This is a genomic window from Paenibacillus sp. FSL W8-0426 (assembly GCF_037969725.1).
Classification (GTDB): domain Bacteria; phylum Bacillota; class Bacilli; order Paenibacillales; family Paenibacillaceae; genus Paenibacillus; species Paenibacillus hubeiensis.
In genome coordinates, this window is the sequence record NZ_CP150203.1 from 4,384,992 (window position 1) to 4,408,000 (window position 23,009).

Here is a 23,009-nt window from a genome sequence, read left to right on the forward strand (position 1 = left end):
ATTATTCTATTAGTCTGGCAACAGGCGTATTATTCTCCCATACATAGGCTACCGATTTGACCGGAACAAAATAGGAATGCTCCAACAGGACCTCCCGGGCATCTTCGGTCTCCGCCGGAGCTTTGCCCTCTTTCTCCACGGCCTGCATAATGTCAAAGGCATAGTCCACGTATACATTTCCCGCTTCATCCATGATGAACGGCAGCTCCTGGCCGGAGTACACGCTGTTCAACTTCACTTCCGTTGTCTCAGGGCGCCCAGCCTTTTGCATATCCACCGCAAACAGTCCGTCGTACAGTTCTTCTCCTCTCGGCAGCTCATTGTTATGCTGCGCCTTGTATCGGTCCACCATCCGCTGCACGTCATTCACCTTCTGCACGGTTTGCAGATCCATGACCTTGACTGCAGGCTCCGTTTCTTCGTTTTGAATCAAAAAGTAAGCGCTGCCGCCATTCTCAAACGCGGTCACCGGGATATCTTCCAGATACCCTTGCTGCTTTAATTTGGATAAATCCACTCTGAATTTTTCATATTTCGGGGTGCTCATGTCCGCATTCAACATCGGGAGAACCCCCTGGTCCTGCTGAAAAGCCTCCACGGCATCCTGAATGCGGTTTACGCTTTCACGGTAAGCCGTTTTGGGCTCGGTAACAGCCTGGGAAGGGTACATGCATCCGCTCAAGGCAAAACCGCTCAGTATGAATAAAAGCATTGCAAAGGTGGTCTGTCGCCCCAGACCTGACCTCCCATGACTCTTTGCATGTTTAATCCAATCGATGATCATGTGCACCCTCCTCGAATCTGATGCATGGCTTCGTGTCTGCCCCTCTTCATGAAGTGAGACGTTTACAACCAATCGTCTTCTTGCCTTTGCCGTTCCAATTGTTTGCGGATCGCTGCCTTCAGCGGATCTTCAGGTACATGTACTTCTACATCATGTCTCACTTTTGCCTGACATGCCAAACGCGTTCCCTGTTCCAGCAGCATTCCCAATTTTCGCTTCTCTGCATCAGCCGGAGGCTCAAGCCCCTTGAGCTGTTCTGCATCTACCCTCACTTTGCACATCAAGCATGCGGCTTTGCCGTCACAACGAGTCGTTATTTTTATGCCTGCACGTCGCGCCGCACTTAGCAGGTTCGTGCCGGATCTGACCCGAATGCTTTTGTTTTGAGGCAGAAAAGTAACCGTCTGATCCATATGTCTCCCCCCTAAATGCTCCATGCAAAACCAATAAGCTCCTGCACCTGCTCCCGAAAAAGGTTTGTCCACACATTTTGCTTGCCGAGCTCATCCAGCAGCGGCTGGTGCTTTTGCGGTTGTTTTCGAATCGCTTGGGCTATCGGTTCATACCGATCGGCCCGGCCTCGAAGCAGGTTGAACAGCAATTCGTGCGCAAGGGGCATCAAATGAACATGATGCGAGCCCAACCGAACGGACGGCGCATGGAATGCAAGTACACGTTCGATTTCGGTTCGATACCAATTGTTGCGTGACCACATCTCAAATCCGCCGACCAGCTCCATTGCGCACGCTCCGACTTGATAATGGCTTAACAGGGAAGCGTAGGGTCCCGTTGTATCCACAGCAGGTTCGTCCAATTTCCGTCCAGGCGCCACGCCATGAAGTTGTTTTGCTGCGGCAATATCCGCATAAATATCAATATCCCTTGGAGCCTGATTCAGCTCTACTTCTTGCAACAGCAGCCCGCAGCTGCCTCCTAACAACCAGGTGTACGGTTGGTTGATCCAAGCCGCGGCCGTTTCCAGCAAAGCGGCGTGCAGATCAGGATATCGAGTCGTTAGACCCTCCGTTTCATGTGCTCCCATCCGTCAGCCTTCCCTTCTTCATCCGTATTCATTGTGCCAACTCCCATGATGTGCGTATGCGGATGCAATGCCGGGCATGTCAGGCATGCCCGTCAAATCAAGGCAGCCATTCCACCGATAAACCCAATCAGCATGACCAGAAACGCGATTAACGACAGTATGCCCCGTACAATGCCTTTGGTTCTGGCCCTTGCAAAAGTAATCAGGAAAACCGACAAGCCCATAATTAGAATGGCCACCAATGACAGCCACATCTTGTCCATTGCGCTCATGTTCAGCGTCTCCCCTTCGATCCGTCATTCATCACTGAAAGTGACAATTGCACACATTATATCATGAAACATCGCTCATCTTTCCAAAAAAAAGACAAAAAAACAAACCGGAATGATCCGGCCTGTTTTGTCTCGTAAAACGATCCGCGTACGCAGAATCGATTTATTGTTTTTTCATCATCATCTTCATCAAAGCTTCCATGTTGCTTGGGTTTAGTCCGCTCTTTTTGACTGCACTCACGATCTCCTTCACCGTATCTTCCGATACCGGAACCTTGGCCATGGCGGATACTTGCTTGATCAATTGGCGAAGCTGGGCCTCATTCTGCATCGTGGTTGGTTTAACCGTGCTTGCCAGTTTCTTGACGGCACCTTCCGTAATCGTTTTGCCCGTTTTTTTATTGATCGCTTTCAGTGCATCCTTGGAAATGTTGCTCATTCGTCTCCCCTCCTCCGGCAATACTCATGTGCATTATATGAGTCCACCAGGTAAAGGGTGAATAAGCTTCCACTACGCAGTCCGCGGCCCCCTTGTCTTATTCAGATCCATCAGGAATGCCATTGCTCCCACGTTTCGAGTTTCATGCTCTCCATCTCCGTTTTGGGATCCCGTCCCATCAATGCCTCAACCGCATCGCGGGGCTCCCGTCCTTGGAACAGAACATGGTACAGCTGATCGGCAATCGGCATTTGCACGCCGTACTTTTCGGAAATAAAATAGGCGGCCTTTGTGGTTCGAATCCCTTCGACAACCATGCCCATTGAGGCGAGCACGTCATCCAGCTTTTTGCCCTGACCCAGCAGCGAGCCAGCTCGCCAATTCCGGCTATGTTGGCTCGTGGCCGTGACGACAAGGTCGCCAACACCCGCCAAGCCGGAGAAGGTCAGCGGATTGGCTCCCATTTCAACGCCGATTCTCGTAATTTCGGCGAGTCCGCGCGTAAGAAGAGCGGCTTTGGCGTTATCGCCAAACTCCAGTCCGTCGGACATGCCTGCGCCAAGAGCGATGATGTTTTTGAAAGCCCCGGCAAGCTCCACGCCAAGCATATCCCGATTCGTATACACGCGGAAAAACGAGTTCATGAACAACGCCTGGGCAGCTTCAGCCGCTTTCTGATTCAGGGAGGCAACAACGACCGTTGTAGGGCAACGCTTCACCACTTCCTCGGCATGGCTTGGCCCTGACAGTACGACAATGTTTCCTTCCTCGCATTCCAGTTCCTCGGCGATGACCGTGGACATGCGTTTCAGCGACTCGGTCTCAAAGCCTTTGGTTGCATGGATAATTAACATTTCGGGTCGATAATATGCCTTAAGTTGGTGGGTCACCGAGCGCATTGCTGAAGACGGAGCTACGATCAACACCGCGGATGCACCTTCGACAGCCTCTGCCATGATTGTCGTCGCCCGAATGTTCGGCGGGAGCTGTGCGCCAGGCAAATAGCGTGAATTCACATGCGTATCGTTAATTTCGGCAGCGTGTTCCTCGCTGCGCGTCCACATGACCACATTCAACTGGTTGGCTGCCAAAACGCTGGCAAGCGCGGTTCCCCAGCTGCCTGCTACGAGAACGGCAACTTTTTTAGACAACGCGTTTCCCTCCTCCGGCGTTTTTCGATCCCAATTTGTTTTCTTGTCCCTTCGCCAGCTTGACAATATTCGTACGATGCCTCCAGAAGGCGAAAAGGCAAATAATCAGGCTGCCCCAGAACATCGTTATGGAGTACCCGGGGAATACCAGAATGAAAATCGGAGTCAACGCCACGAAAATGAGCGAGCCGAGCGAAACGTAACGCGTGAATACGATGGAAAGGATCGCAATGATTCCCGCGCACAATGCGGGTGGAAAGGCCAATGTCGCCAATACACCGATCGCCGTGGCAATGCCTTTCCCGCCACGAAAACGGAAATAGAGAGGCCAATTATGCCCAGCAATTGCTGCGATACCTGCAAATGCAGGCGTCCACTCCGAACCGTTTCCAAGCCATATCCCAAGCCATACAGCCACAATCCCTTTGACCACGTCCAGCAACAGTACAAGAATGGCAGGGCCTTTGCCCAAGATGCGAAGTGTATTGGTCGCACCCGCATTGCCGCTTCCGTGCTGCCGAATGTCAATGCCCCGGATTGCTTTTGCCAGCAGGACACTAAAGCTGATTGAACCTAGCAAATAACTCAGGACAATCGCTGCGATTTGTAAGATCACAAACTTCTCCCCTAACTTTCGTCGGACTTCCTCCGAGTAAATATGCGGATTGGCGTGCCTTCAAAGTCGAACGCACCGCGGATTTTGTTTTCGAGGTAGCGCTCATACGAGAAGTGCATCAATTCCGGATCGTTCACGAAAATAACCATGGTCGGCGGTTTGACGGCAACCTGCGTCACATAGTTGATTCTCATGCGGCGTCCTTTGTCCGTAGGCGGCGGATTGATGGCAACTGCATCGGATACGACGTCGTTAAGCAGATGCGTTTGTACACGCATAGCGTGCTGTTGCGCTACATGCTGCACAACCGGCAGCAATTTTTGTAAGCGTTGTTTTGTTTTGGCTGACAAAAATACCACGGGAGCATACGTCATGAAGAGGAAATGATCCCGAATCTTTTTCTCGAATTCATGCATGGTTTTATCGGTTTTGTCCACGACATCCCATTTGTTGACAACGAAGAGGGAAGCCTTACCGGCTTCGAATGCATAACCGGCTATATGCTTGTCTTGCTCGATGATGCCTTCCTCGCCGTTGATGACCACAAGAACGACATCCGCACGCTCAATGGCGCGCATGGCGCGCATCACGCTGTATTTTTCCGTGGTCTCGTACACTTTGCCGCGTTTGCGCATACCTGCCGTATCGATCAACACATAGCGCTGCCCATCTTTTTCAAAAGGAGTATCGATGGCATCGCGTGTCGTGCCGGCAACGTCACTGACAATGACCCGTTCTTCACCCAGGATGGCATTAACAAGCGAAGATTTCCCAACGTTCGGACGTCCGATCAAGGCTACGCGAATGACATCGTCATCGTATTGATCGTCCTCCAGTTCGGGCAAATTCTCCACGATGGCATCCAGCAAATCGCCAATACCTGTACCGTGGCTGCCGGATACTCCGATAGGGTCGCCGAAACCGAATGAATAAAATTCATAAATCAGCTCGCTTCGCCCGATATTATCTACTTTGTTGACGGCTACAACGATGGGTTTGCCCGAGCGGTACAGCATTTGCGCAACTTCCTCATCGGCTTGAGTCACGCCGGTTTTCGCATCACACATGAATACGATAACATCCGCTTCTTCAATGGCGAGCTCTGCCTGCATCCGGATGGACTTAATAATAACGTCCTCGCCATCAATTTCGATACCACCTGTATCGATAATGCTGAATGGTTTGCCGTTCCATTCCCCGATGCCGTAAATACGGTCACGGGTAATTCCCGGCTTGTCTTCCACAATGGCCAACCTGTCGCCGATGATCCGATTAAAAATCGTGGATTTGCCCACGTTCGGCCGACCGACAATCGCCACAACGGGTCTTGCCATACATTCCACTCCTCTTGTCCATACTTCGATACCCATCATAGCAAAAAACACATGTCTTGGCTAACTTTTCATCACATTGTATCTGAAGGAAAAATGCCTCGGCTAATGGTTTTTCAGTAAGGGAATCCACGGTTATCGGAAGTCCCCTCGCCTTCCATGATGCGAATTTCAGTACGTTGTTTTTTTTATATAACGACAATCGGCGAACCCTAGCGGGCTCGCCGATCTTGCTTTATTGTTCAGCAAAATATGCAGTATAAACTAAGAACCATGCATCGATTAAAGCTTATTTGAATTTGCTGAGTTTGTCGCCGAACAGTTCGCCAAGCGTAGTGCTCATGCCTTGATTGCTCAAGGAAACGTTCGGGTTGTTGATTTCTTCACGCGGTGCGCTGTTTTTCGCAGGTCTTTCTGCTTTTGGCGCTGGAGCAGGAGCTTCTTCCGTTTCTTTGATGCTCAAGCTTACACGTTGTTCGGCAGGGTTCATTTCCAAAATTTTGACTTGAACTTCCTGACCTTCTTTCAGTACTTCATGCGGTGTTCCGATGTGTTTGTGGGAGATTTGCGAAATATGCACAAGTCCTTCAACACCTGGAGCAATCTCAACGAAAGCACCGAAATCAACCAAACGTTTAACCACACCAGTTACGATGTCGCTAGCGTTGAATTTGTCGCCGGCAGTTTCCCAAGGTCCTGGTTGCGCCGCTTTGATGCTCAAGCTGATTTTGCCTTTTTCCGGATCAACTTTCAGCACTTTTACGGTCACTTTGTCGCCTTCGGAAAGAACGTCGGATGGTTTGTCCACATGAGTCCAAGCCAGCTCGGAAACGTGAACCAGACCGTCTACGCCGCCAACGTCAACAAATGCACCAAATTGAGTCAGGCGCTGCACAGTACCTTCGATGACTTGGCCTTCTTGCAGGCTTGCCATAACTTGTGCTTTGTTAGCTTCGAATTCAGCTTCAAGCACATCCTTTTGGGACAGGATCACTTTGTTGTTTTCGCGGTCAAGTTCTTTGACTTTAACGCGCAGCGTGCGTCCTTTGTAATCGCTGAAATCTTCAACGAAGTGACGCTCAACCATGGAAGCCGGGATGAAACCGCGAACGCCCACGTCAGCAACCAGTCCGCCTTTAACGACGTCAGCCACAACAATTTCGAATACATCCTGATCTTCAAAGTGCTTCTGCAGTTGATCCCAAGCATTTTCGCTGTCGATCGCGCGTTTGGACAGTACGAGCTTTTCTTTCTCGTCGTCGATGCTAAGAACTTTAGCTTCAACTTCTTGTCCTACTTCAACGGCTTCGGATGCGCTGCCCACATGCAAGGAAGACAATTCGCGGATTGGAATGATACCGTCATATTTATATCCAATGCTCACATAAGCTTGGTTATCTTCCAATTTGACGATGGTTCCTTTAACCGTATCTCCTTTTTTCAAGGAAACGAATTGATCCAACTCATCTTGGGTTGCTTCTTGATTCTTGATTTCTTCCGACATGTCAAATACCCTCCTCAATTCAAAAACCCCATTATATTCAAACCTGCCTTGGCAGAGTTCAAAACACTTTCAGCACTGAACGTTCAGGCTTAGCTTCCCTCAGCCCCCTGAAATCATGCATTCAGTCGTTCCAAGCAGACCTTTATTGGCTCGGTTTGCCTGTCCGCACCATCTCGTTGATTTTGGACATGATTTTCTCGGTCGCCCTTTCCAGCGCATCGCCGGCTTGGTCGTCCTTGAATTCTTCCAAATCGACAGGTGCTCCATACACAACTTTCATTTTACGAAATAATTTATAATTGCCAATAATAGCAGCCGGAATGACCGTTGCGCCACTCCGGAGAGCAAAACTTGCCGCTCCCTTTTTTCCGATCCCGCCGTCATTGTGACGACTGCCCGAAGGAAAAATTCCCAACACTTCCCCATCGCGCAAAATATTCAGCGACGTTTTGATGGACTCTTTGCTAACGCCCCCGCGCTTGACGGGAAAAGCGCCAACCGCCCGAATGACTTTACCTAAGACCGGGATGTCAAACAGCTCGCTTTTGGCCATAAAACGCACTTGACGATGGATCATGATCCCTACGGTCGGCGGATCGAAATTGCTGATATGGTTGGAGCATAATAATACGCCGCCTTCGCGGGGAATGTTTTCCCGTCCGACTGCTTCCAGCCGAAACATGATGGCGTACAGGATCCGCAGAACCGTTTTTGCAAAGGTGTAAATCATAGACCTACCTCTCCTCTGGCCATTGTGCAATAAGCAACAATTTTGTCAACCACTTCACGGATGCTCATTTCGGTTGTATCCAGAACTATGGCGTCCTCGGCACAACGAAGCGGCGAAATTTCCCGCTCTGCATCCAGTTTGTCACGGGTGGCAATATCTTGTTCCAGTTGCTGCAATGTCAATCCATCTGAAGGGTCCAGCTCCTTGAAGCGCCGAAGAGCTCGCTCCTGTACGCTTGCGGTCATGAAAATCTTCACTTCTGCATCCGGCAGCACCGTTGTTCCGATATCGCGTCCATCCATCACGACGCCCTTGCGCAAAGCCATTTGCCGCTGGGTATCCACGAGTTGTGCACGCAGCCCCTCGATTTGCGCATATCGGGACACGATTCCCGTTACTTCACGAGAGCGGATTTCCATCGTTACATCTTCCCCATTACAGAACACTTTCTGTCCGGAGGGGTCCGGTTGTAAATCAATGCTCAGCTCGCGGGCTTCCCGAAGTACCTCCGGCACGTTGTCCGGCATGATGTCATGCCGCAGCATGTGCAGAGTTACCGCACGGTACATTGCGCCGGTATCGACGTAAACATACGCTAGCGTTTCTGCGACCAAGCGGGCTACGGTGCTTTTACCGGCACCAGCAGGTCCGTCAATCGCAACGTTCATCTTCCCGTTCTCTGATGTGTTCTGGCTTGCCAACGGGGCATTCCTCCTCAAACGATAAGCTTCAAAAAACGCCAAAATAATGCATTCTGCTGAAGCCGGACCGCGATTAGCGGCAGTTTATCTTGCAATATCAGCAAGCATAAGCGCTCGGGCTTGTTTCTTGTCTGATATTTAAAAAACACAGGCATTGCCTGCATCGTGAAAATTATACCACACTATGCACATGGATGCAAAAACAGGCAAGTTCAATGGCCTTGAACCTCGGCTGGATCCTGCATGCGGACGGGCGTGCCCTCCATACGGCCGATCGGGGTCAGGTACTTATTCAACCAAGGCACCTGCATCAGCAATTGATACGCGACGAGAAGTACCACAAGTATGCCGATCAGTTTAAGAGCCCCTTTTTCCATTCGGTCCGACAGTTCGCAATACAGCCTTACACGGCGATGAGATGTATGGTCTCGTTCCAAGGCTAATCCCCCGTTTTTCTTTTACGTTGCCCGGCGGAACTCCTTTTTATTCCAACGCGCGAAACACGCAGAAGCTTTATTTGGTTCGATACTCAAGCTGCCGCTCAAAGCAAAATTTAATGATTTTCTGCCGTTCGGAATCCGTGATCTGGGTGAATTTGAGCATGTGCAGCAGCCTCCCGCTTTCCAGCGTTTTGATCCGAACCACCTCGGCTTCGAACGGGACGTGTTCGATCGTGGAATTGCGGTAAGGGATGAGCAGCCAGCAATTCAGCTTCTGTCCTTCCGAAATGGAGAACCCGGATTCGCCAAAAATGGATAGACCGCCTCCGCCAATGTCATCGGTAAGGGCCACCGCCCGGTTCAAATCCTCTGCCTGGATGGCGATTTCAAGGCTGGCGCGAACGCGCAAGAAGCTGCGACGCTGAATTTTGGTAATATCGTCCGCTTGCGGCTTGCGAATTCTTACCAATCGGACGACGTCTTCCTCAAAGCCGGTTACGTAAGTATTGAAAAAATGCCGCACGCCTTCTTCATTCATGTAATAAATCGACAACTCTTCACCAAAATAGAGCCTTTTCAGTCGGCTGCTACCCTGCTGCATCGGGACCTCGATCAAAAAACTGTTCTGGTCTTCGTCGGCGATGCGGGATTTGAATTCCTTGCCGGCTTCTTTCTCGTCTGCAGACGCAATCTGAATATATAGAACTTCATTGATTTTGGGATACAAGCTGTCACCGCCACCTTAGCCTTATAATCTTCGTATGTACGAAAGTATTATACCATGATGCTTCTCACATTGGACAACAAAAAAACAGGCCCGAAAAGGCCTGTCATTTTGTCTTATGCTCAATTCAACGCGTTGCAGCGTTAATAGGTTTGATTTGTTCGATCGCTTCTTCAACACCGTTATCGGCATTTAAGTAAATGCGGTACTTGGAGCCATTGATCCGGCCGCCGTATTCGTAGCACAATACTTCCTTGCCGTCATCGTTTTTGATCAACGCTTTGCGGGCGTAATTGACCTTGAAATCCGGATTTAGCTTTTCGCGCGTCTGTTTTGCGGTCATGCTGGCTTTGGGAATCTGGCGCTTGTCATTGTGCTCATACACGAAATCGCTAGCCTGGAAACCAGTCACATCACCGTTGTCGAGACCTACGCGAACGGCCATCTTCTCAGGATAGATCAACGTGTCCCCGTCCTGGCGCACAAATGTCAAATTTCCCATGTTTCCGAATTCGTCATAGTTCACGGCCTTCATATTTTTGTATCCTTTATTGGTGAGGAAGCGCTCTGCCTTCGCCACGGCTTCCTGGCGTGAAATCTTTTTCGTTCCCACCGGACGGGTGTCATTATATGAAATCAGCAGGCCGCCATTACGGGTGAAGTCCATAGTTACCCTTTTGTCTTTGGCGTGTTCGACCGTGGCGGTGTAAGATTCCCATTCCGTCCCTTTGCCGTTTTCTTGAACTTGAACCTTGCTGGCGTCCGCGTCGGCAAACTTGGCAGCCTTTTCTTTGATTTGTTCTTTGGTCATGGGCGGACCGCTCAGTTTTTTTACCGTGCGTTTGGAATAGATGCTGGCCACCGACGGTCCCCAATCCAGTTCAGGGTACTCACCAACTTTTTTGTCAACGGTACGGAAGCCATCCACGATGGTGTTGTCCATCGCTTTTTCCTCCGTGGCCATGGCGGTTTCAGCGTCCATCCAGCGCAACCGGTTCGAGATGACTTTTTGTTGAACGTCTTGCAAATTTTTTGTGATCTCGGATGAATTTTCATACAATCGTTTCAAATTCCCGATTTCTTTCTCCGACAGCGGCTCTTTCGATAAGTCCCTCATGGATGTCTTGTAGGCAAAATTCGAAATGCGGGACAGAAAGTCTTCGGTTTGATTGAACGGCAGCATGGTCAAAGGAAGCTGGTTGATCTCATTCTGCGCTTCGCTCGTAAGCCTCCATACGTTCATCAAGCCTTTGCGATGCATTCCATGCGAGGTCGAATGAACCGCTAACGTATTGCCGATCTCGGAATGCAGCTTGTCCATATGAAAAGACAGATCGTGAAAAGCACGCTGATACTGGTTTTCCGCTTTGATCAGTATCGCGTTTTTTTCCTGATTCTCTTGGTAGCCCCACACCAGGGCACCGATCAACAGGATCGCGCATACCGGGAACATGACTGAGCTTAGACGTTTATACATCGGTATAGTCTCCTTTCTTCTGGACCACTGTCTATATTGTGGATCGAAGAAAGGGCTCTTATGCATCGAATTCCAGTACTAGGCCAGAGAACTGTCACCAACCTCTTCAATTTCGAATTGATCGCGGTTATCGCAGAGGCATTGCTTGAATCCCGTCTCGATTTTCCCCCGCTCCCTCTTGCCCCTTAACGTGAATCGCTCTCCGCACCGTTGGCATCTGATTTTGATTTTGATCCTCATGACTTTTGACTCTCCGTTTCCACTCTTTCAAACTCCCGGGCATTAAAAAACACACCGAGGCTCCGTAACGCGTTAAGCGTTCCATGCCACCAGTGTGTCCAAATATTCACAATTTAACCTCTTCCTCCCGCTTCAAATAACGGAAAGGTGAGCGGTTGTTTGCCCGCGTAATCTTGCCAATGGCCCCGTACCACAACCCTGCCATCAACGGTGCAATGAACCATAACCAATTGTTCACCATCGTGTTCATGATGACGTCGTACAGCGAATGCCAAAAGAACGGAAGGATCAGGGATAGTGCAAGAAACCAGCGTTTCCTGTCTGGCGTGAACTTGGCCCTGCCCAGGTAATACCCCATAATGACCGCGAACATCGCATGCCCCGATACCGGCAGCAATGCTCTAAGGAACATGACGGATACGGAGGCGTTGCCCGCAAAAGCGTATAACACGTTCTCTACCGTAGCAAACCCAAGCGAAACTGCCACGGAGTACAAAATGCCGTCATAAGGCTCGTCGAATTCGGTATGGTTATAAATAATGTGGTAAATCACAAACCATTTGACGAATTCTTCGACCCCGCCTGAAATGACGATAGCTTCAAGGTAAGGGTTTTCGCCGAGCCACATCATCATGCCTCGCTGAATAATCATGACGGGCAGTACCATCAGGACCCCCATGATGAACACGCGCAGCACCATATGAAGCGGCTCGGAATCATAACGATCTTTCAAATAAAAATATGTTAACAAGGCGAGACCCGGAGCTACTGCTGCCGCTAAAACCGAAAACAAAAGCACCGAAATTCCCTCCCCTGACTAAGACGCGTATACAACTGGAACTTAATCCTGACGTTTAAAATGCGTGCAGATCACTTCAATGGCCTGCTCAGGCATGACCACTTTTCCGTATTCTTCCATCACTGCCGGAGTAACGGAAGAGCCTTCGCCGAATTCGGCGAGCAGCGCGATCAATGCCGCATGTTTATTCGAATCAACTTCGTCTGGTTCAAAATGCAGGAACCAGCGATCCTTATAAGAGTATAGTCTTCCTGCATTCGTAACATGCTCACGAAGCATATGAGCCGCTTCGATCAGTACCTCGAAATCTTTGAACGCATACACGATGGAATCGCTCTGCTCCAGAGTAACTTCCATTTCGTATACTTCCTCAGGCAGATCATCTTCATGACCTGAGCCATATTGCTGCGGATCGTATTTCCCACGGGTCACAATGACAACCATGCCTTGAGCGGGAAGTGCAAACACTTCAACGGCAAGCGGACCTGTAGCATCGAATCCAAGCTCGGAATAGGCCTGATCCATCATCTCGGTGAACAGTTCATGAACCTTGGGTATTTCCTGCCACATATCTTCTTTTTGTATTCCGCGCTCGCTCAGATCGTCAAAGGTCAGGAAAATCCGTATCTTATCGTGACTTAAACGTTCTATTTTCATACAGGATCTCCCCTTTATAAGCAAGTCTTATAACAGATTATGAAGCACCAAACAATATGTGCTGAAAATAAATCTATGTAGACATGTTATCATTTTATGCCTTCAATTGCACGAAGTAAAATCGACAAAAAAAGAATCAATCCACAAAAATAAAGCTGTGGTTGATTCCCAATCCGAATTTACGATTATAATCCGGGAATTGTCGTGTTGGTTTGGCTCAAGATCTGCTCTACTTCACGTTTGACATCCGGATTTGTTCGTATGAAATCCATGAGCATGCCCATGTTCTCTTCTTTTTCTTTCGGAGATACGGTTCTGGCGGTTTTTTTCGCCGAATTCCGATCAGAGTCGTGGTGCCCGTTCTGTTTGGCACTGAACCCATCCATGCCGGGGAACGTCATTTCCATCATTTTGTGCTTGGCCTGATCCATCATGCGGGAAGAACCGGAGGAAAACATCGGGATTTTGCCCTTGGCCAGCCAGGAACTAGCCACAGCTCCAATGACCACTCCAAATAAAAAGGATGACGCCTTCATCAAACCAACCTCCTCATTTTGTAAAAGCAAGAGTATTGTTTGCGTGAAGACGCCAACTCATTCTGCATAAAAACAGGAAAATGCCATTATGAAGGCCACCAAGGCAAGAACGTGCTTGGCGCAGGTGCCCCCTTAATCCCCCACCATACCAAGCTGATGGTCAACATCACAAAGATAAAAATGAGCGAGTTGACAAAACGTTTGCTGAAACGTAAACGTCTGGACGGATGCAACTGGGTACGCGTCGGCAGCTCTTCAGCGACAACCGTCGACTCCTCATCCCCGTTCGCTTGTTTTGTTTTTTTGGAACGAGCAGGAATTCGACTTGGAAGCACAGGGCTTTCCAAAGAAGAGGCAAGCGCCTTGCGCTTTGATCTCGGCACGGATATGGAAGTCAATTGCACTTGGCCTGCTTCCTCAGCGATCACGGCTGTTTCGACGACAGAGACCACCTCGTGAGGTTCGAGCAAGCGATCTTGCGACTTGCTTTTCTCCGATTGGCGAGTACGCTGACTGCCATATGTCTTTATTCTGCTTAACTGCTGATTCATGATCCCCTCCGAAAACGTATGGCTAGACCGGACACCAGATCAATGACAAAATGACACAAGATCGGTGCCCACAGGGTTCCGGATTGTATGTAGATGTATCCCAACCCATAGCTCGAAACAAATACCCATCCCGTTGGAATCCAATGGCGTAAATAGCGAATGTGGATCACTGCAAAAACGATGCTGGTCCAATAAGGCCCGATCGCATGCTGGATTGCACCACGAAACAACAATTCTTCACATATCGCGACGATGGCCGCGATGCATATGATGTGCCACACCGGGCGATGTTTGAAAAGCATCTCATTGATTCCGCCGTCGTCCATGCTTTCCTGTGGAATGACATAGGAAAGCACAAGATCCATCACAAGCATCACGCCGGCCAAACCAAGCCCCCACCAGACAAAATGGATTTGTTCAGGCAAAGCCAGCACTTCCAGCAAGTTTCTTTTTTGCAACAAAACCCAGATGACCCCGATAACCAATGTCAAACCTTGCGTAAAATACAGATTCACCAAGAGCAAACGTTCGGTGAGCTGCTGCGGCTGCACTTTTTGAAACTTGAATTTGCGAAACTTCGGCTTTTTCATCCTGGATGCATGTCCTTTTGATTTCATATTTGTCGTAACAAACCATGTTTGCCCAACTGGATAGTATACTAAATGATATCCAAAAAAACAATTCGATTCAAGACCTGCCTCAAGTCCCGGTTTTTCGGGATTTTCGGCCAAAAAGAACGATGGCTCATCCATTTTCACTTCCCCAAAAAAACAAACCCTTATTTAATTGTTCGAATAATGTCTTATCATGGTTTCTAATCCTTGTTACATCGACAATATCCGCATCTCCATGAAAATGTTCAAGCCTATTGACATGCTCATGTCAGCCATGATACATTATGAAAAAATTAGTCAAGCCAAACACGATGATGGAAAAAAGACATTGCATTGTACATTCAGAGAGCCGATGGTTGGTGCAAATCGGTGGCAGGCAAATGTTCTTGAGCGCTCCTGAGTTGCTGCGTTGAAATTGGAGTAGGTGCAGCCGGTTAAGACCCGTTAACCTCTTCGGTCTATATGACCGCTAAGACTGTCGTTGCGAAGCGACGGTGAATTAGGGTGGTACCACGAATAACTCTCGTCCCTTATTGCGCAAGCAGTATGTGGATTGGGAGTTTTTTTGATTTCGCATGAAGAATAGCAGATATGGTCACCATCCTATTTTCTATACCCGCCTTCTCTACTGCGACACCGCGTTGTCGAGCGGAAGAATCCATCCGGTTTTAAGGAAAAGACCTTTTTGATAGGGACTGGACCTTGACGATCATAGATAACCATTTCAAGGAGGAAGAAACCATGTACAAAGTGTTAGTATCAGACCCGATCAGCGATCTGGGAATTCAGCAGCTGGTGGAAGCAAATGATGTGGTAGTTGAGAAAAAGACCGGGCTTAGCGAAGACGAGCTGGTTGCCATCATTGGCGAATATGACGCTCTCCTCGTTCGCAGCCAGACGCGTGTAACGGAACGCATCATGGAAGCAGGCTCGAATCTCAAGGTGATCGGACGTGCCGGCGTTGGCGTCGACAATATCGACCTTCAAGCCGCAACTCAACGCGGAATCATCGTGATTAATGCACCTGACGGCAATACCATCACAACCTGTGAACACACATTCGCAATGATGATGGCTTTGGCACGCCATATCCCGCAGGCCTATGCCAAAACGATACAAGGTACATGGGATCGCAAAACCTTCCTTGGCGTCGAATTGCGCAACAAAACGCTCGGCGTGCTGGGAATGGGAAGAATCGGCAGCGAGGTGGCCAAACGCGCCAAAGCGTTCGGCATGGATATTCTTGCTTATGATCCGTTCCTGACTGAAGAACGCGCGGAGAAACTTCAAGTCAAGCTGGCAAGCGTGGATGACATTATCCGCAATGCGGATTTCATGACGGTTCATACGCCGTTGACGCCGGAAACCCGCCACATGATTTCCAGACCACAATTTGAAGTCATGAAAAAAGGAATGCGCGTGATCAACTGTGCCCGTGGCGGAGTCATTGATGAAATGGCGCTGGTTGAAGCGATCGATCAAGGCATCGTAGCCGGTGCGGCATTCGACGTCTTTGAAGTGGAACCGCCAGCTGCAGACCACCCGTTTCTGAACCATCCAAACATCATCGTGACACCGCATTTGGGAGCTTCGACCGTTGAGGCCCAAGAAAACGTAGCGATTGACGTTTCGGAGCAGGTTTTGCATATTTTGCGCAACGAGCCGTTTAAAAATGCGGTAAACATGCCAGCCGTGGCTCCATCCGTCATGAACAAATTGCAGCCATACTTCAAACTTGGCGAGACCCTTGGCAGCTTCGCCGCTCAAATCACGCAGCAAGCCGTTCAGGAAATTCGCGTCGAATATGCCGGCGATTTGGCAGAGGTGGACATCTCTCCTCTAACTCGCTACATTGTCAAAGGCGTGCTTGCAAGACATCTCGGACCGGAGGCCAACATCGTCAATTCCATGCATTTGGCTAAAACGCGCGATCTTAACGTCGTCGTAAGCCAAACGTCGAAAACCAAAGGTTTCACAAACCTGATCACGGTAACGCTCGTAACGACCCAGGATGCACAAGAGCGGCGCGTGGCAGGCACCTTGCTCGCAGGCTACGGCGAACGCATTGTCCGTTTGGACAAATTCCCGGTAGATATCGCTCCGGAAAGCCATCAAATCCTTATTTCGCATAACGATAAGCCTGGGATTATCGGACGTGTCGGCACACTGCTTGGTCAAAATGATGTGAATATCGCCTCCATGCAGGTTGGACGCCAAATCATCGGCGGCGAGGCCATCATGATTCTGACGGTCGACAAGGAAGTGCCGAAAGAGGTGCTCGTCCAGCTGACTGCACTGCCGGAATTGAATACGGCGGTAGAGATTGTGTTGGAGTAGTCATTCATATTGTATTTTTAGGAAAAGAGTCGACCCTTCAAAGGTTCGACTCTTTTTTGTGTTCCACGTTGAACAAGATTAAACGGTAGCGTTCAACAAAAAAACACCCCTGGAAGAGAGGGTGTTTTCGCATTTATTGTATAAAGACTGCTCATGGGTAGGGATTCTACCGAATTTTGCAGTTCTTTCGGGAATTCAAACAAGCAGAATAAACTCGGTTCCTTTCCCAAGCGCGCTGTTGACGGTAATCGAGCCTTGATGGGCATCAACGATATTCTTCACGATGGCGAGGCCAAGCCCCGTCCCTACGCTTTCGCCGCGTACACGCGCTTTGTCCGCCTTGTAAAACCGCTCAAATATAAACGGGACATCCGATGGCGGTATGCCGGCTCCTTCGTCGCGAATGACAATCTTGGCTGATTTGGTTCGATTGTCTGTCAGTGCGCCAGCCTCAATGTATACATTTTTGCCCGAAGGCGTGTGGCGAAAGGCATTGTCGAGCAGATTGGTGAACACTTGCTCCAACCGATCTTCGTCCGCCTCGTGAAGCGTGATGACAGGCTGCTCGCAGCGCAAATGAAGCTGAATCCCCTGTTCCTTTGCACGTACCGAAAACTTGCGGTATATCCGTTCCAATAACTCGACCAGATTGATTTCCCTCATGGCCATATCGGTGTGTCCCGCATCCATGCGGGCCAGATCCAAGAGATCCTTGACCAATCTGCCCATACGCAGCGATTCGTCGTGGATAACTTGGATCAATTCTTCGCTTTCTTCCGGCGAAGCCGCCATCCCGTCTAACAAAGCCTCACTATACCCTTGCATCATGGATAAAGGAGTACGGATTTCGTGAGACACGTTCGCGACAAAATCGCGGCGCATCTTTTCCATCCTGACTTCCTCGGTAACGTCCCTAAGTACGGCAACCGCTCCTCGAACCACGCTGTCCTCGTACAGCGGGGCCATCTGCACGGACCAGACGCCCTGCTGGACATGAACGTTCGAACTCTGATCCTCGCCATCTTCCATCACTTTCTTGAACAAAGGGATCAACGGCTCGGGAACATCCCGGGATGAAGCGCCCCTATGTGCCGGTTCGCCTGCCTCCTCTTCTCCGGCCCAGTCCAGCGACTCCCACGCCTGCATAATCTTCTCTCCAGGCGGGTTGGTCAATATAATCTTGCCTTCGCCGTCAAATGTCACGACTGCATCCGTCATGCTCCTCAGGACGCTGGCCAAATGCTCCTTTTCATGATTCAGGTTGCGAATGTTGTCTTCCAATTGTGCCGCCATGTGATTGAACGTGTTGGCGAGCTCTCCGATTTCGTCGCTCGTAACCAGAGACAAACGCGTGCCATAGTTTCCCTTTCGAATGGCATTGGCCGCCTGAATCAGCTGCTGCATCGGCTGCGTGATTTTCGTAAACAAAAAGAGCGCAAAAAATGTCGTCAAGCTGAATCCGATGATGCAGACATAAGTAAACAGACGTTTGATGTCACGCGACTCGGATTCCGCAAAATTGGTATCGATATAAGGCAGCAAAAAAAGACCTAACGCAATAAGTACACAACCCACAAGGCTAATAATGGTTAGCCACAGCTTCCCGACCAGTGACCTCCAGAAAGCGAAACTACTTCGGAACTTCCAGTTTATACCCGACACCCCAAACGGTCGTAATCATCGCTGCCGACTCCGGCGATACTTTGTTCAATTTCTCGCGCAAGCGCTTGACATGTGTATCGACGGTACGAAGATCACCGAAAAATTCGTAATTCCAAACATCTTTAAGCAGTTCTTCTCTGGAGAATACCTTGTCGGGCGATGTTGCCAGATAATGCAACAATTCGTATTCTTTCGGCGTCAGACTGATCTCTTCCCCGCCGGCTGTCACGCGATGTGCATCGTGTTCGATGACCAGATGAGGGAAGACGATATTGTTGCTGGAATTGCTTTCTTTGGACAGGTAAGCCGTCGCGGAAGAACGTCGCAGGATCGCTTTTACCCGGTAAATGACTTCACGCGGGCTAAACGGTTTAACGACATAATCATCGGCTCCGACCTCAAAGCCCTGTACCCGGTTAATCTCTTCTCCCTTGGCCGTAAGCATCAAGACGGGGGTCGACTTGACCTGTCGCAAACGGGTGCATACTTCCACACCATCCATGCCTGGCAGCATGACGTCCAACAGAATCAACCCATATTCCCCTGAAGTCGCTTTTCGCAGCGCCGTTTCCCCATCCTCGGCTTCATCGATTTCATATCCTTCTTTTTCAAGATACATCTTTAACAGTCTGCGGATTCGCTCTTCGTCATCCACGACCAGAATGCGGTTCTCATTTTCTGCCATTCCAAAATCCAGCCCCTTTGCAATAACTGCTTATCCACTTCTATTATGTTCGACTTTGCGAACAATATTTGAATGCCCCGATTGAACGCAGGAGCCGCATGTGTATTCCATCGTTTCTTGCCGGAACGTAGAGCAAACGCCCGACTTTTCGTCCTAGTCCGCTCCAGCGTAGGAATGAAGGCCGGCAATAATCAAGTTCACGCCGACCAGCGTAAACATGACGACCAAAAATCCCAGTACTGCAAGCCATGCCGATTTCCGCCCCTGCCATCCGCGGGATAAACGCAAATGCAGATAAGCGCTATAGTATAGCCAGGTAATGAGCGCCCATACCTCTTTGGGATCCCACCCCCAAAACCGGCTCCAGGCAATCTGTGCCCAGATCATCGCGAAGATCAATGCCCCAAGCGTGAAAATCGGAAAACCGATCGCGATGGCCCGATAGCTGATCTCGTCCAGATCGTCCGCATCGATGCCGTCCAACAGCGGTTGCAAAGCTTGTCCTAACGGCCTTCTTACAATCAGTCGGATGATGCCGTAGAGAATCAGGCCAACGATGATGGACCAAACTACGGTGTTTAGTTTGCGTCCCGCATTGACCCCGTTCATCCAGGATGGTGTCTCCAGCAGCGGTTGCTTCATGCCGAGAAACGGTTTCATGCTCTCCACTTCACTATTGTATGGTCCAAAAATGGGGGGCATGCGATAAATCACTTTATCTATTGTACTATTTTCCTGTACCTCTGTGTCAATGGCAGCAGGCTTTTGCACGAATACTGCTTCATATCCCGCACCGCGAAACGCGAAAACCACGCCGATAAAACCAATCACAACGACGATGGTTACCATCGTGAACTCGACCCAGCCGCGCTGGCGGCGCGAGTTTTTGTCTTTGCCGCTGAAATCTACGGTGCGCAGCAAATACATGAAGCCGGCGGCGAAACCGACGGCGAAAAATGCCTCGCCGAGCGCAGCCAGCGTTACATGAATTTTCAGCCAGATCGACTGCAGCGCAGGAATCAGCGGCTGCACCTCCTGCGGAAACACGGCGGCATAGGCCATGATGAGGATGGTCAGCGGCAAAGCGAACAAACCAAGCAAAGATTTGCGGTAAATCGCATAGACGACGATGAACGCAACCATGATCATCATGGATAGAAAGCTCATGAACTCGTACATGTTGCTGACGGGAATATGTCCCGCCCCCATCCAGCGGGTCGCAAAAAATGCCAAGTGGGCGATCAGTGCAACGATGGAAGCAACGAAAGCCCTTTTGCCCCACTGCGCAACATGCTTTTCGGGTTCGCGATTGCTCCATTTCTTGCCCATTACGGCGACGGCATATAACAAAAACGCTGCACAATACAGAAAAAAGGATACGATAAATGCATCGCTGCTGAAATCCAATAAGCTCATGCCCGATTCCCCCCGTTATCCAACGACTTTTCGTGCGCCTCCAGATTCATATGCTGTAAAATGGCAGCAACTTCACGCCGGAAACCGAACCAGTTTTTATTCGTGTGTCCCCCGAGCGTAAGCCGGCCGTCGTCGATGCGTATCCATATGCGGCGGTGGTTCCAATAAAATCCCATAATCAAACCAAGCATAATAATTGCGGCCCCGACCCAAACGAAGGGCATTGCTTTGTCGACACGAATGTTCAAGTAGCTTATCGATGGGATGATGTCAACGTTGTCCATGCTGTCCACTTCCAGCCGCAGCGGCACCTCTCCACCGACAAGCTGTTTGTTGATTTCGTCCTGCTGAAACCGCTGCTGGTCGATCTGTTTTGGAAAATACAAATACTGGATGCCGTCATCCGGAAGCTCCGGGCCCGCAATGTGCAATAAAAAAGCGGGTGCATTCGGCGATGGTGATTTGGATATCGGCTCGCCCTGCTCGTCAAGCGCGAAATCCATAAATTTTTTCCTGACCTCGATCGTATACGGCCCAGCTTCAAATTGTTGCTGTGTATCCACCATATCCAGCTTAATCGAGCCGAACTTTTCACCTGTCGATGCGCTGACCAGCTCCGGGGTAACCGAACGAAGGGTCGGAGTTAAATCATAATCGAATTGATATGCCTTCAAGCCCTTGTAATTCAAAGGGTCATTCACCCTGATATCATGCCTCGCAACCTCGACGAGCCGGGGTTCCTTGGTTAAATCGGAACAATCGGCCGTACATTCGTACAAGACCGCTTTGGTTTCAAACAGTTTCGGCACGGTTTTGTTCAAGTTGCGGAACTGCTCCGGCACCTCGTTCTCATCGTAAAATTCCACCGTAAACTTCTCGTTCTTCAAGTACATGGACGTATTGGGGATTTTTCGGATCTCCCCTTCCGGAAAAGCGACATGCTCGTCCAGATTCAGACCAGGCAAACCTCGCGCAAGCACGGCCAGCAAAAAAATGATCAAGCCGATATGAATGACATAAGGTCCCCATCGGCTGAATCGCTGCTTCTCGGCAAGCAATGCACCGCCTTCGGTGTGTACGCGATATCCTTTCTTTTTCAGCGGCGTAACCGCTTTCGTAATCCAATCTTCGGCAGCCTCATCAATGTGGCCTTGGTAGGTGAGTCGTTGCCTCGTCAGAAACTGCATATGTTTACGTATTTTTTGCTTGTTCAGCGCCTTGTACAGCGGAAGGACCCGGTCAAGGCTGCATATAACCAGCGAAGCACCGATCATGACAAGCAGCAGAATGAACCACCATGACTCATATGTATGGGATAACCCCAGCAAATAATAAACATGCCCCAATTGCCCGTAGGTTTCTTTGTAATACACGGAAGGATCGATATTAAGAAAAGTGCTTTCCTGAGGATAAATCGTTCCCAGCATCGAGCCGAGCAGCGTGAGCACGATCAAATACACAGCGATCTTGACGGATGAAAAAAAGTTCCAAACGCGATCGATGATATTGGGATTCTTTCGTTGTGAACGTCTCGCCATGCCGTCATAACGCATCTCGAGCACTTCGTTCGATTGGGCTTCCGCCTCCAGCAGCGGCTTTCCGCATGCTTCGCACAACACGGTGCCGGTCGGATTCTGGTGTCCGCATTCGCATTTCGTATTTTGGAACACGACTAGACCTCCTGTCAGGGCTGATTGGCCAGTTGCGAAATTTTCGCGTCAAGCGTGTTCAGATCAAGCTGACCGATGTGAATGGTCGAGATTTTGCCCGTATTCGATACAAAAAACGTGGTTGGCATCGGCGATATGCCATAATTCCGGATCGAAGTTTTGTCGCGGTCGAGCATAATCGGGAATGTAATGCCAAGCTGCTGCACGAAATTTTCAACGGTCATCCGATCCTCGCCAGCATTAATGCCGATGAATTGAACGCCTTTGTCTTTCCATTTGTCCGCTTGAGCTTGAAGGGCAGGCATTTCTTTGACGCAAGGCTCGCACCAAGTTCCCCAGAAATTAATGACCAAGGCCTTCCCTTCATACTCATCGGACGCATGTACCTGACCATCCAGGCCCAGCAATTCAAAAGAAGGAGCCTTGTCTCCTTCTCTCGGCTTGCCGTTCGAGCCGGATACGGACGTGGAAATGGCGTATCCGCCCAACACCAGGATCAATAACAAAATGACGATTTGCACCGTTCTTCTTGATTTCCCCATGTGCCGCTCCCCTTTTGAATGACTGGTTCTTCCCATGCTTTTTCCTGTTCATCGATATTTCTGTGAACATCCTATGAACAATTATAACG

The 23,009-nt window shown here is 49.7% G+C and carries 25 protein-coding genes and 1 other annotated feature; of the genes, 1 reads left to right on the forward strand and 24 read right to left on the reverse strand.

All coding sequences use genetic code 11. The features are described from left to right. Position 1: 1 nt before the first annotated feature. The 19 genes from MKY59_RS19475 to MKY59_RS19565 form a co-directional block, all read right to left on the reverse strand. Positions 2-784, reverse strand: a complete 783-nt coding sequence (locus tag MKY59_RS19475) for a hypothetical protein (RefSeq protein ID WP_339273261.1) — start codon at positions 782-784, stop codon at positions 2-4. A gap of 62 nt (positions 785-846) precedes the next feature. Beyond that, positions 847-1,197 carry a 2Fe-2S iron-sulfur cluster-binding protein gene (locus tag MKY59_RS19480; protein WP_339273263.1) on the reverse strand — a complete coding sequence of 117 codons (351 nt, stop codon included), beginning with the start codon at positions 1,195-1,197 and terminating at the stop codon, positions 847-849. Between the two features lie 11 nt (positions 1,198-1,208). Next, on the reverse strand, positions 1,209-1,826 hold the full coding sequence (locus tag MKY59_RS19485) for a hypothetical protein (RefSeq protein ID WP_236419820.1): 618 nt from the start codon (positions 1,824-1,826) through the stop codon (positions 1,209-1,211). Positions 1,827-1,918: 92 nt separating this feature from the next. Then, on the reverse strand, positions 1,919-2,098 hold the full coding sequence (locus MKY59_RS19490) for a DUF2768 family protein (RefSeq protein ID WP_236419822.1): 180 nt from the start codon (positions 2,096-2,098) through the stop codon (positions 1,919-1,921). A 163-nt stretch (positions 2,099-2,261) separates the two neighbouring features. Then, positions 2,262-2,537, reverse strand: coding sequence for a stage VI sporulation protein F (locus tag MKY59_RS19495; RefSeq protein ID WP_236419824.1), 276 nt, complete (start codon positions 2,535-2,537; stop codon positions 2,262-2,264). Between the two features lie 110 nt (positions 2,538-2,647). Beyond that, a complete protein-coding gene (locus tag MKY59_RS19500) occupies positions 2,648-3,688 on the reverse strand; it encodes an NAD(P)H-dependent glycerol-3-phosphate dehydrogenase (protein ID WP_236419826.1) in 1,041 nt (346 codons plus the stop codon). Next, complete coding sequence (plsY, locus tag MKY59_RS19505; protein WP_339273267.1) at positions 3,681-4,304, reverse strand: glycerol-3-phosphate 1-O-acyltransferase PlsY; 624 nt, start codon at positions 4,302-4,304, stop codon at positions 3,681-3,683. Before plsY ends, MKY59_RS19500 begins: the two co-directional genes overlap by 8 nt. An 11-nt stretch (positions 4,305-4,315) precedes the next feature. Next, positions 4,316-5,638 carry a ribosome biogenesis GTPase Der gene (gene der / locus MKY59_RS19510; protein WP_236419829.1) on the reverse strand — a complete coding sequence of 441 codons (1,323 nt, stop codon included), beginning with the start codon at positions 5,636-5,638 and terminating at the stop codon, positions 4,316-4,318. Between the two features lie 286 nt (positions 5,639-5,924). Further along, entirely contained in the window at positions 5,925-7,139 is a 1,215-nt protein-coding gene (gene rpsA / locus MKY59_RS19515; RefSeq protein ID WP_236419831.1) for a 30S ribosomal protein S1, read from the reverse strand. A 142-nt stretch (positions 7,140-7,281) separates the two neighbouring features. Continuing rightward, complete coding sequence (locus MKY59_RS19520; protein WP_236419833.1) at positions 7,282-7,869, reverse strand: lysophospholipid acyltransferase family protein; 588 nt, start codon at positions 7,867-7,869, stop codon at positions 7,282-7,284. Continuing rightward, on the reverse strand, positions 7,866-8,570 hold the full coding sequence (gene cmk / locus MKY59_RS19525) for a (d)CMP kinase (protein WP_236419835.1): 705 nt from the start codon (positions 8,568-8,570) through the stop codon (positions 7,866-7,868). The genes MKY59_RS19520 and cmk overlap by 4 nt, the downstream gene beginning before the upstream one ends. A 212-nt stretch (positions 8,571-8,782) precedes the next feature. Continuing rightward, positions 8,783-9,007, reverse strand: coding sequence for a hypothetical protein (locus tag MKY59_RS19530; RefSeq protein WP_339273271.1), 225 nt, complete (start codon positions 9,005-9,007; stop codon positions 8,783-8,785). 76 nt (positions 9,008-9,083) lie between these two features. Then, positions 9,084-9,737, reverse strand: coding sequence for a flagellar brake domain-containing protein (locus MKY59_RS19535; protein ID WP_236419838.1), 654 nt, complete (start codon positions 9,735-9,737; stop codon positions 9,084-9,086). Between the two features lie 124 nt (positions 9,738-9,861). Next, on the reverse strand, positions 9,862-11,211 hold the full coding sequence (ypeB, locus tag MKY59_RS19540) for a germination protein YpeB (protein WP_236419840.1): 1,350 nt from the start codon (positions 11,209-11,211) through the stop codon (positions 9,862-9,864). Positions 11,212-11,557: 346 nt separating this feature from the next. Then, positions 11,558-12,250 (reverse strand): glutamic-type intramembrane protease PrsW, encoded by a 693-nt coding sequence (gene prsW / locus MKY59_RS19545; protein ID WP_236419842.1) that lies wholly within the window; start codon positions 12,248-12,250, stop codon positions 11,558-11,560. 42 nt (positions 12,251-12,292) lie between these two features. Next, positions 12,293-12,907, reverse strand: coding sequence for a genetic competence negative regulator (locus tag MKY59_RS19550; RefSeq protein WP_339273274.1), 615 nt, complete (start codon positions 12,905-12,907; stop codon positions 12,293-12,295). A 185-nt stretch (positions 12,908-13,092) separates the two neighbouring features. Further along, positions 13,093-13,443 carry a hypothetical protein gene (locus MKY59_RS19555; protein ID WP_339273276.1) on the reverse strand — a complete coding sequence of 117 codons (351 nt, stop codon included), beginning with the start codon at positions 13,441-13,443 and terminating at the stop codon, positions 13,093-13,095. 86 nt (positions 13,444-13,529) lie between these two features. Next, positions 13,530-13,994, reverse strand: coding sequence for a hypothetical protein (locus tag MKY59_RS19560; RefSeq protein WP_236419848.1), 465 nt, complete (start codon positions 13,992-13,994; stop codon positions 13,530-13,532). Continuing rightward, the gene (locus MKY59_RS19565) at positions 13,991-14,584 is read right to left on the reverse strand and encodes a type II CAAX endopeptidase family protein (RefSeq protein WP_236419850.1); all 594 of its coding nucleotides are present in this window, start codon (positions 14,582-14,584) and stop codon (positions 13,991-13,993) included. Before MKY59_RS19565 ends, MKY59_RS19560 begins: the two co-directional genes overlap by 4 nt. Positions 14,585-14,910: 326 nt before the next feature. Then, positions 14,911-15,142 (forward strand) — a binding site (T-box leader). Between the two features lie 207 nt (positions 15,143-15,349). Between MKY59_RS19565 and serA the strand changes: the two genes are divergently transcribed. Next, on the forward strand, positions 15,350-16,945 hold the full coding sequence (gene serA / locus MKY59_RS19570) for a phosphoglycerate dehydrogenase (protein WP_236419852.1): 1,596 nt from the start codon (positions 15,350-15,352) through the stop codon (positions 16,943-16,945). Positions 16,946-17,140: 195 nt separating this feature from the next. Here the strand turns inward: serA and MKY59_RS19575 are convergent, their stop codons facing one another. The 5 genes from MKY59_RS19575 to MKY59_RS19595 form a co-directional block, all read right to left on the reverse strand. Further along, positions 17,141-18,520: an ATP-binding protein gene (locus tag MKY59_RS19575; RefSeq protein WP_290371480.1), complete on the reverse strand. Its 1,380-nt coding sequence runs from the start codon at positions 18,518-18,520 to the stop codon at positions 17,141-17,143. A gap of 55 nt (positions 18,521-18,575) precedes the next feature. Beyond that, positions 18,576-19,292 (reverse strand): response regulator transcription factor, encoded by a 717-nt coding sequence (locus MKY59_RS19580; RefSeq protein ID WP_339273280.1) that lies wholly within the window; start codon positions 19,290-19,292, stop codon positions 18,576-18,578. Positions 19,293-19,445: 153 nt separating this feature from the next. Further along, entirely contained in the window at positions 19,446-20,708 is a 1,263-nt protein-coding gene (ccsA, locus tag MKY59_RS19585) for a cytochrome c biogenesis protein CcsA (RefSeq protein ID WP_236419855.1), read from the reverse strand. After that, positions 20,705-22,378 carry a cytochrome c biogenesis protein ResB gene (locus MKY59_RS19590; protein ID WP_236419857.1) on the reverse strand — a complete coding sequence of 558 codons (1,674 nt, stop codon included), beginning with the start codon at positions 22,376-22,378 and terminating at the stop codon, positions 20,705-20,707. Before MKY59_RS19590 ends, ccsA begins: the two co-directional genes overlap by 4 nt. A 14-nt stretch (positions 22,379-22,392) precedes the next feature. Continuing rightward, positions 22,393-22,920, reverse strand: coding sequence for a redoxin domain-containing protein (locus MKY59_RS19595; protein ID WP_236419859.1), 528 nt, complete (start codon positions 22,918-22,920; stop codon positions 22,393-22,395). Between the last annotated feature and the right edge of the window lie 89 nt (positions 22,921-23,009).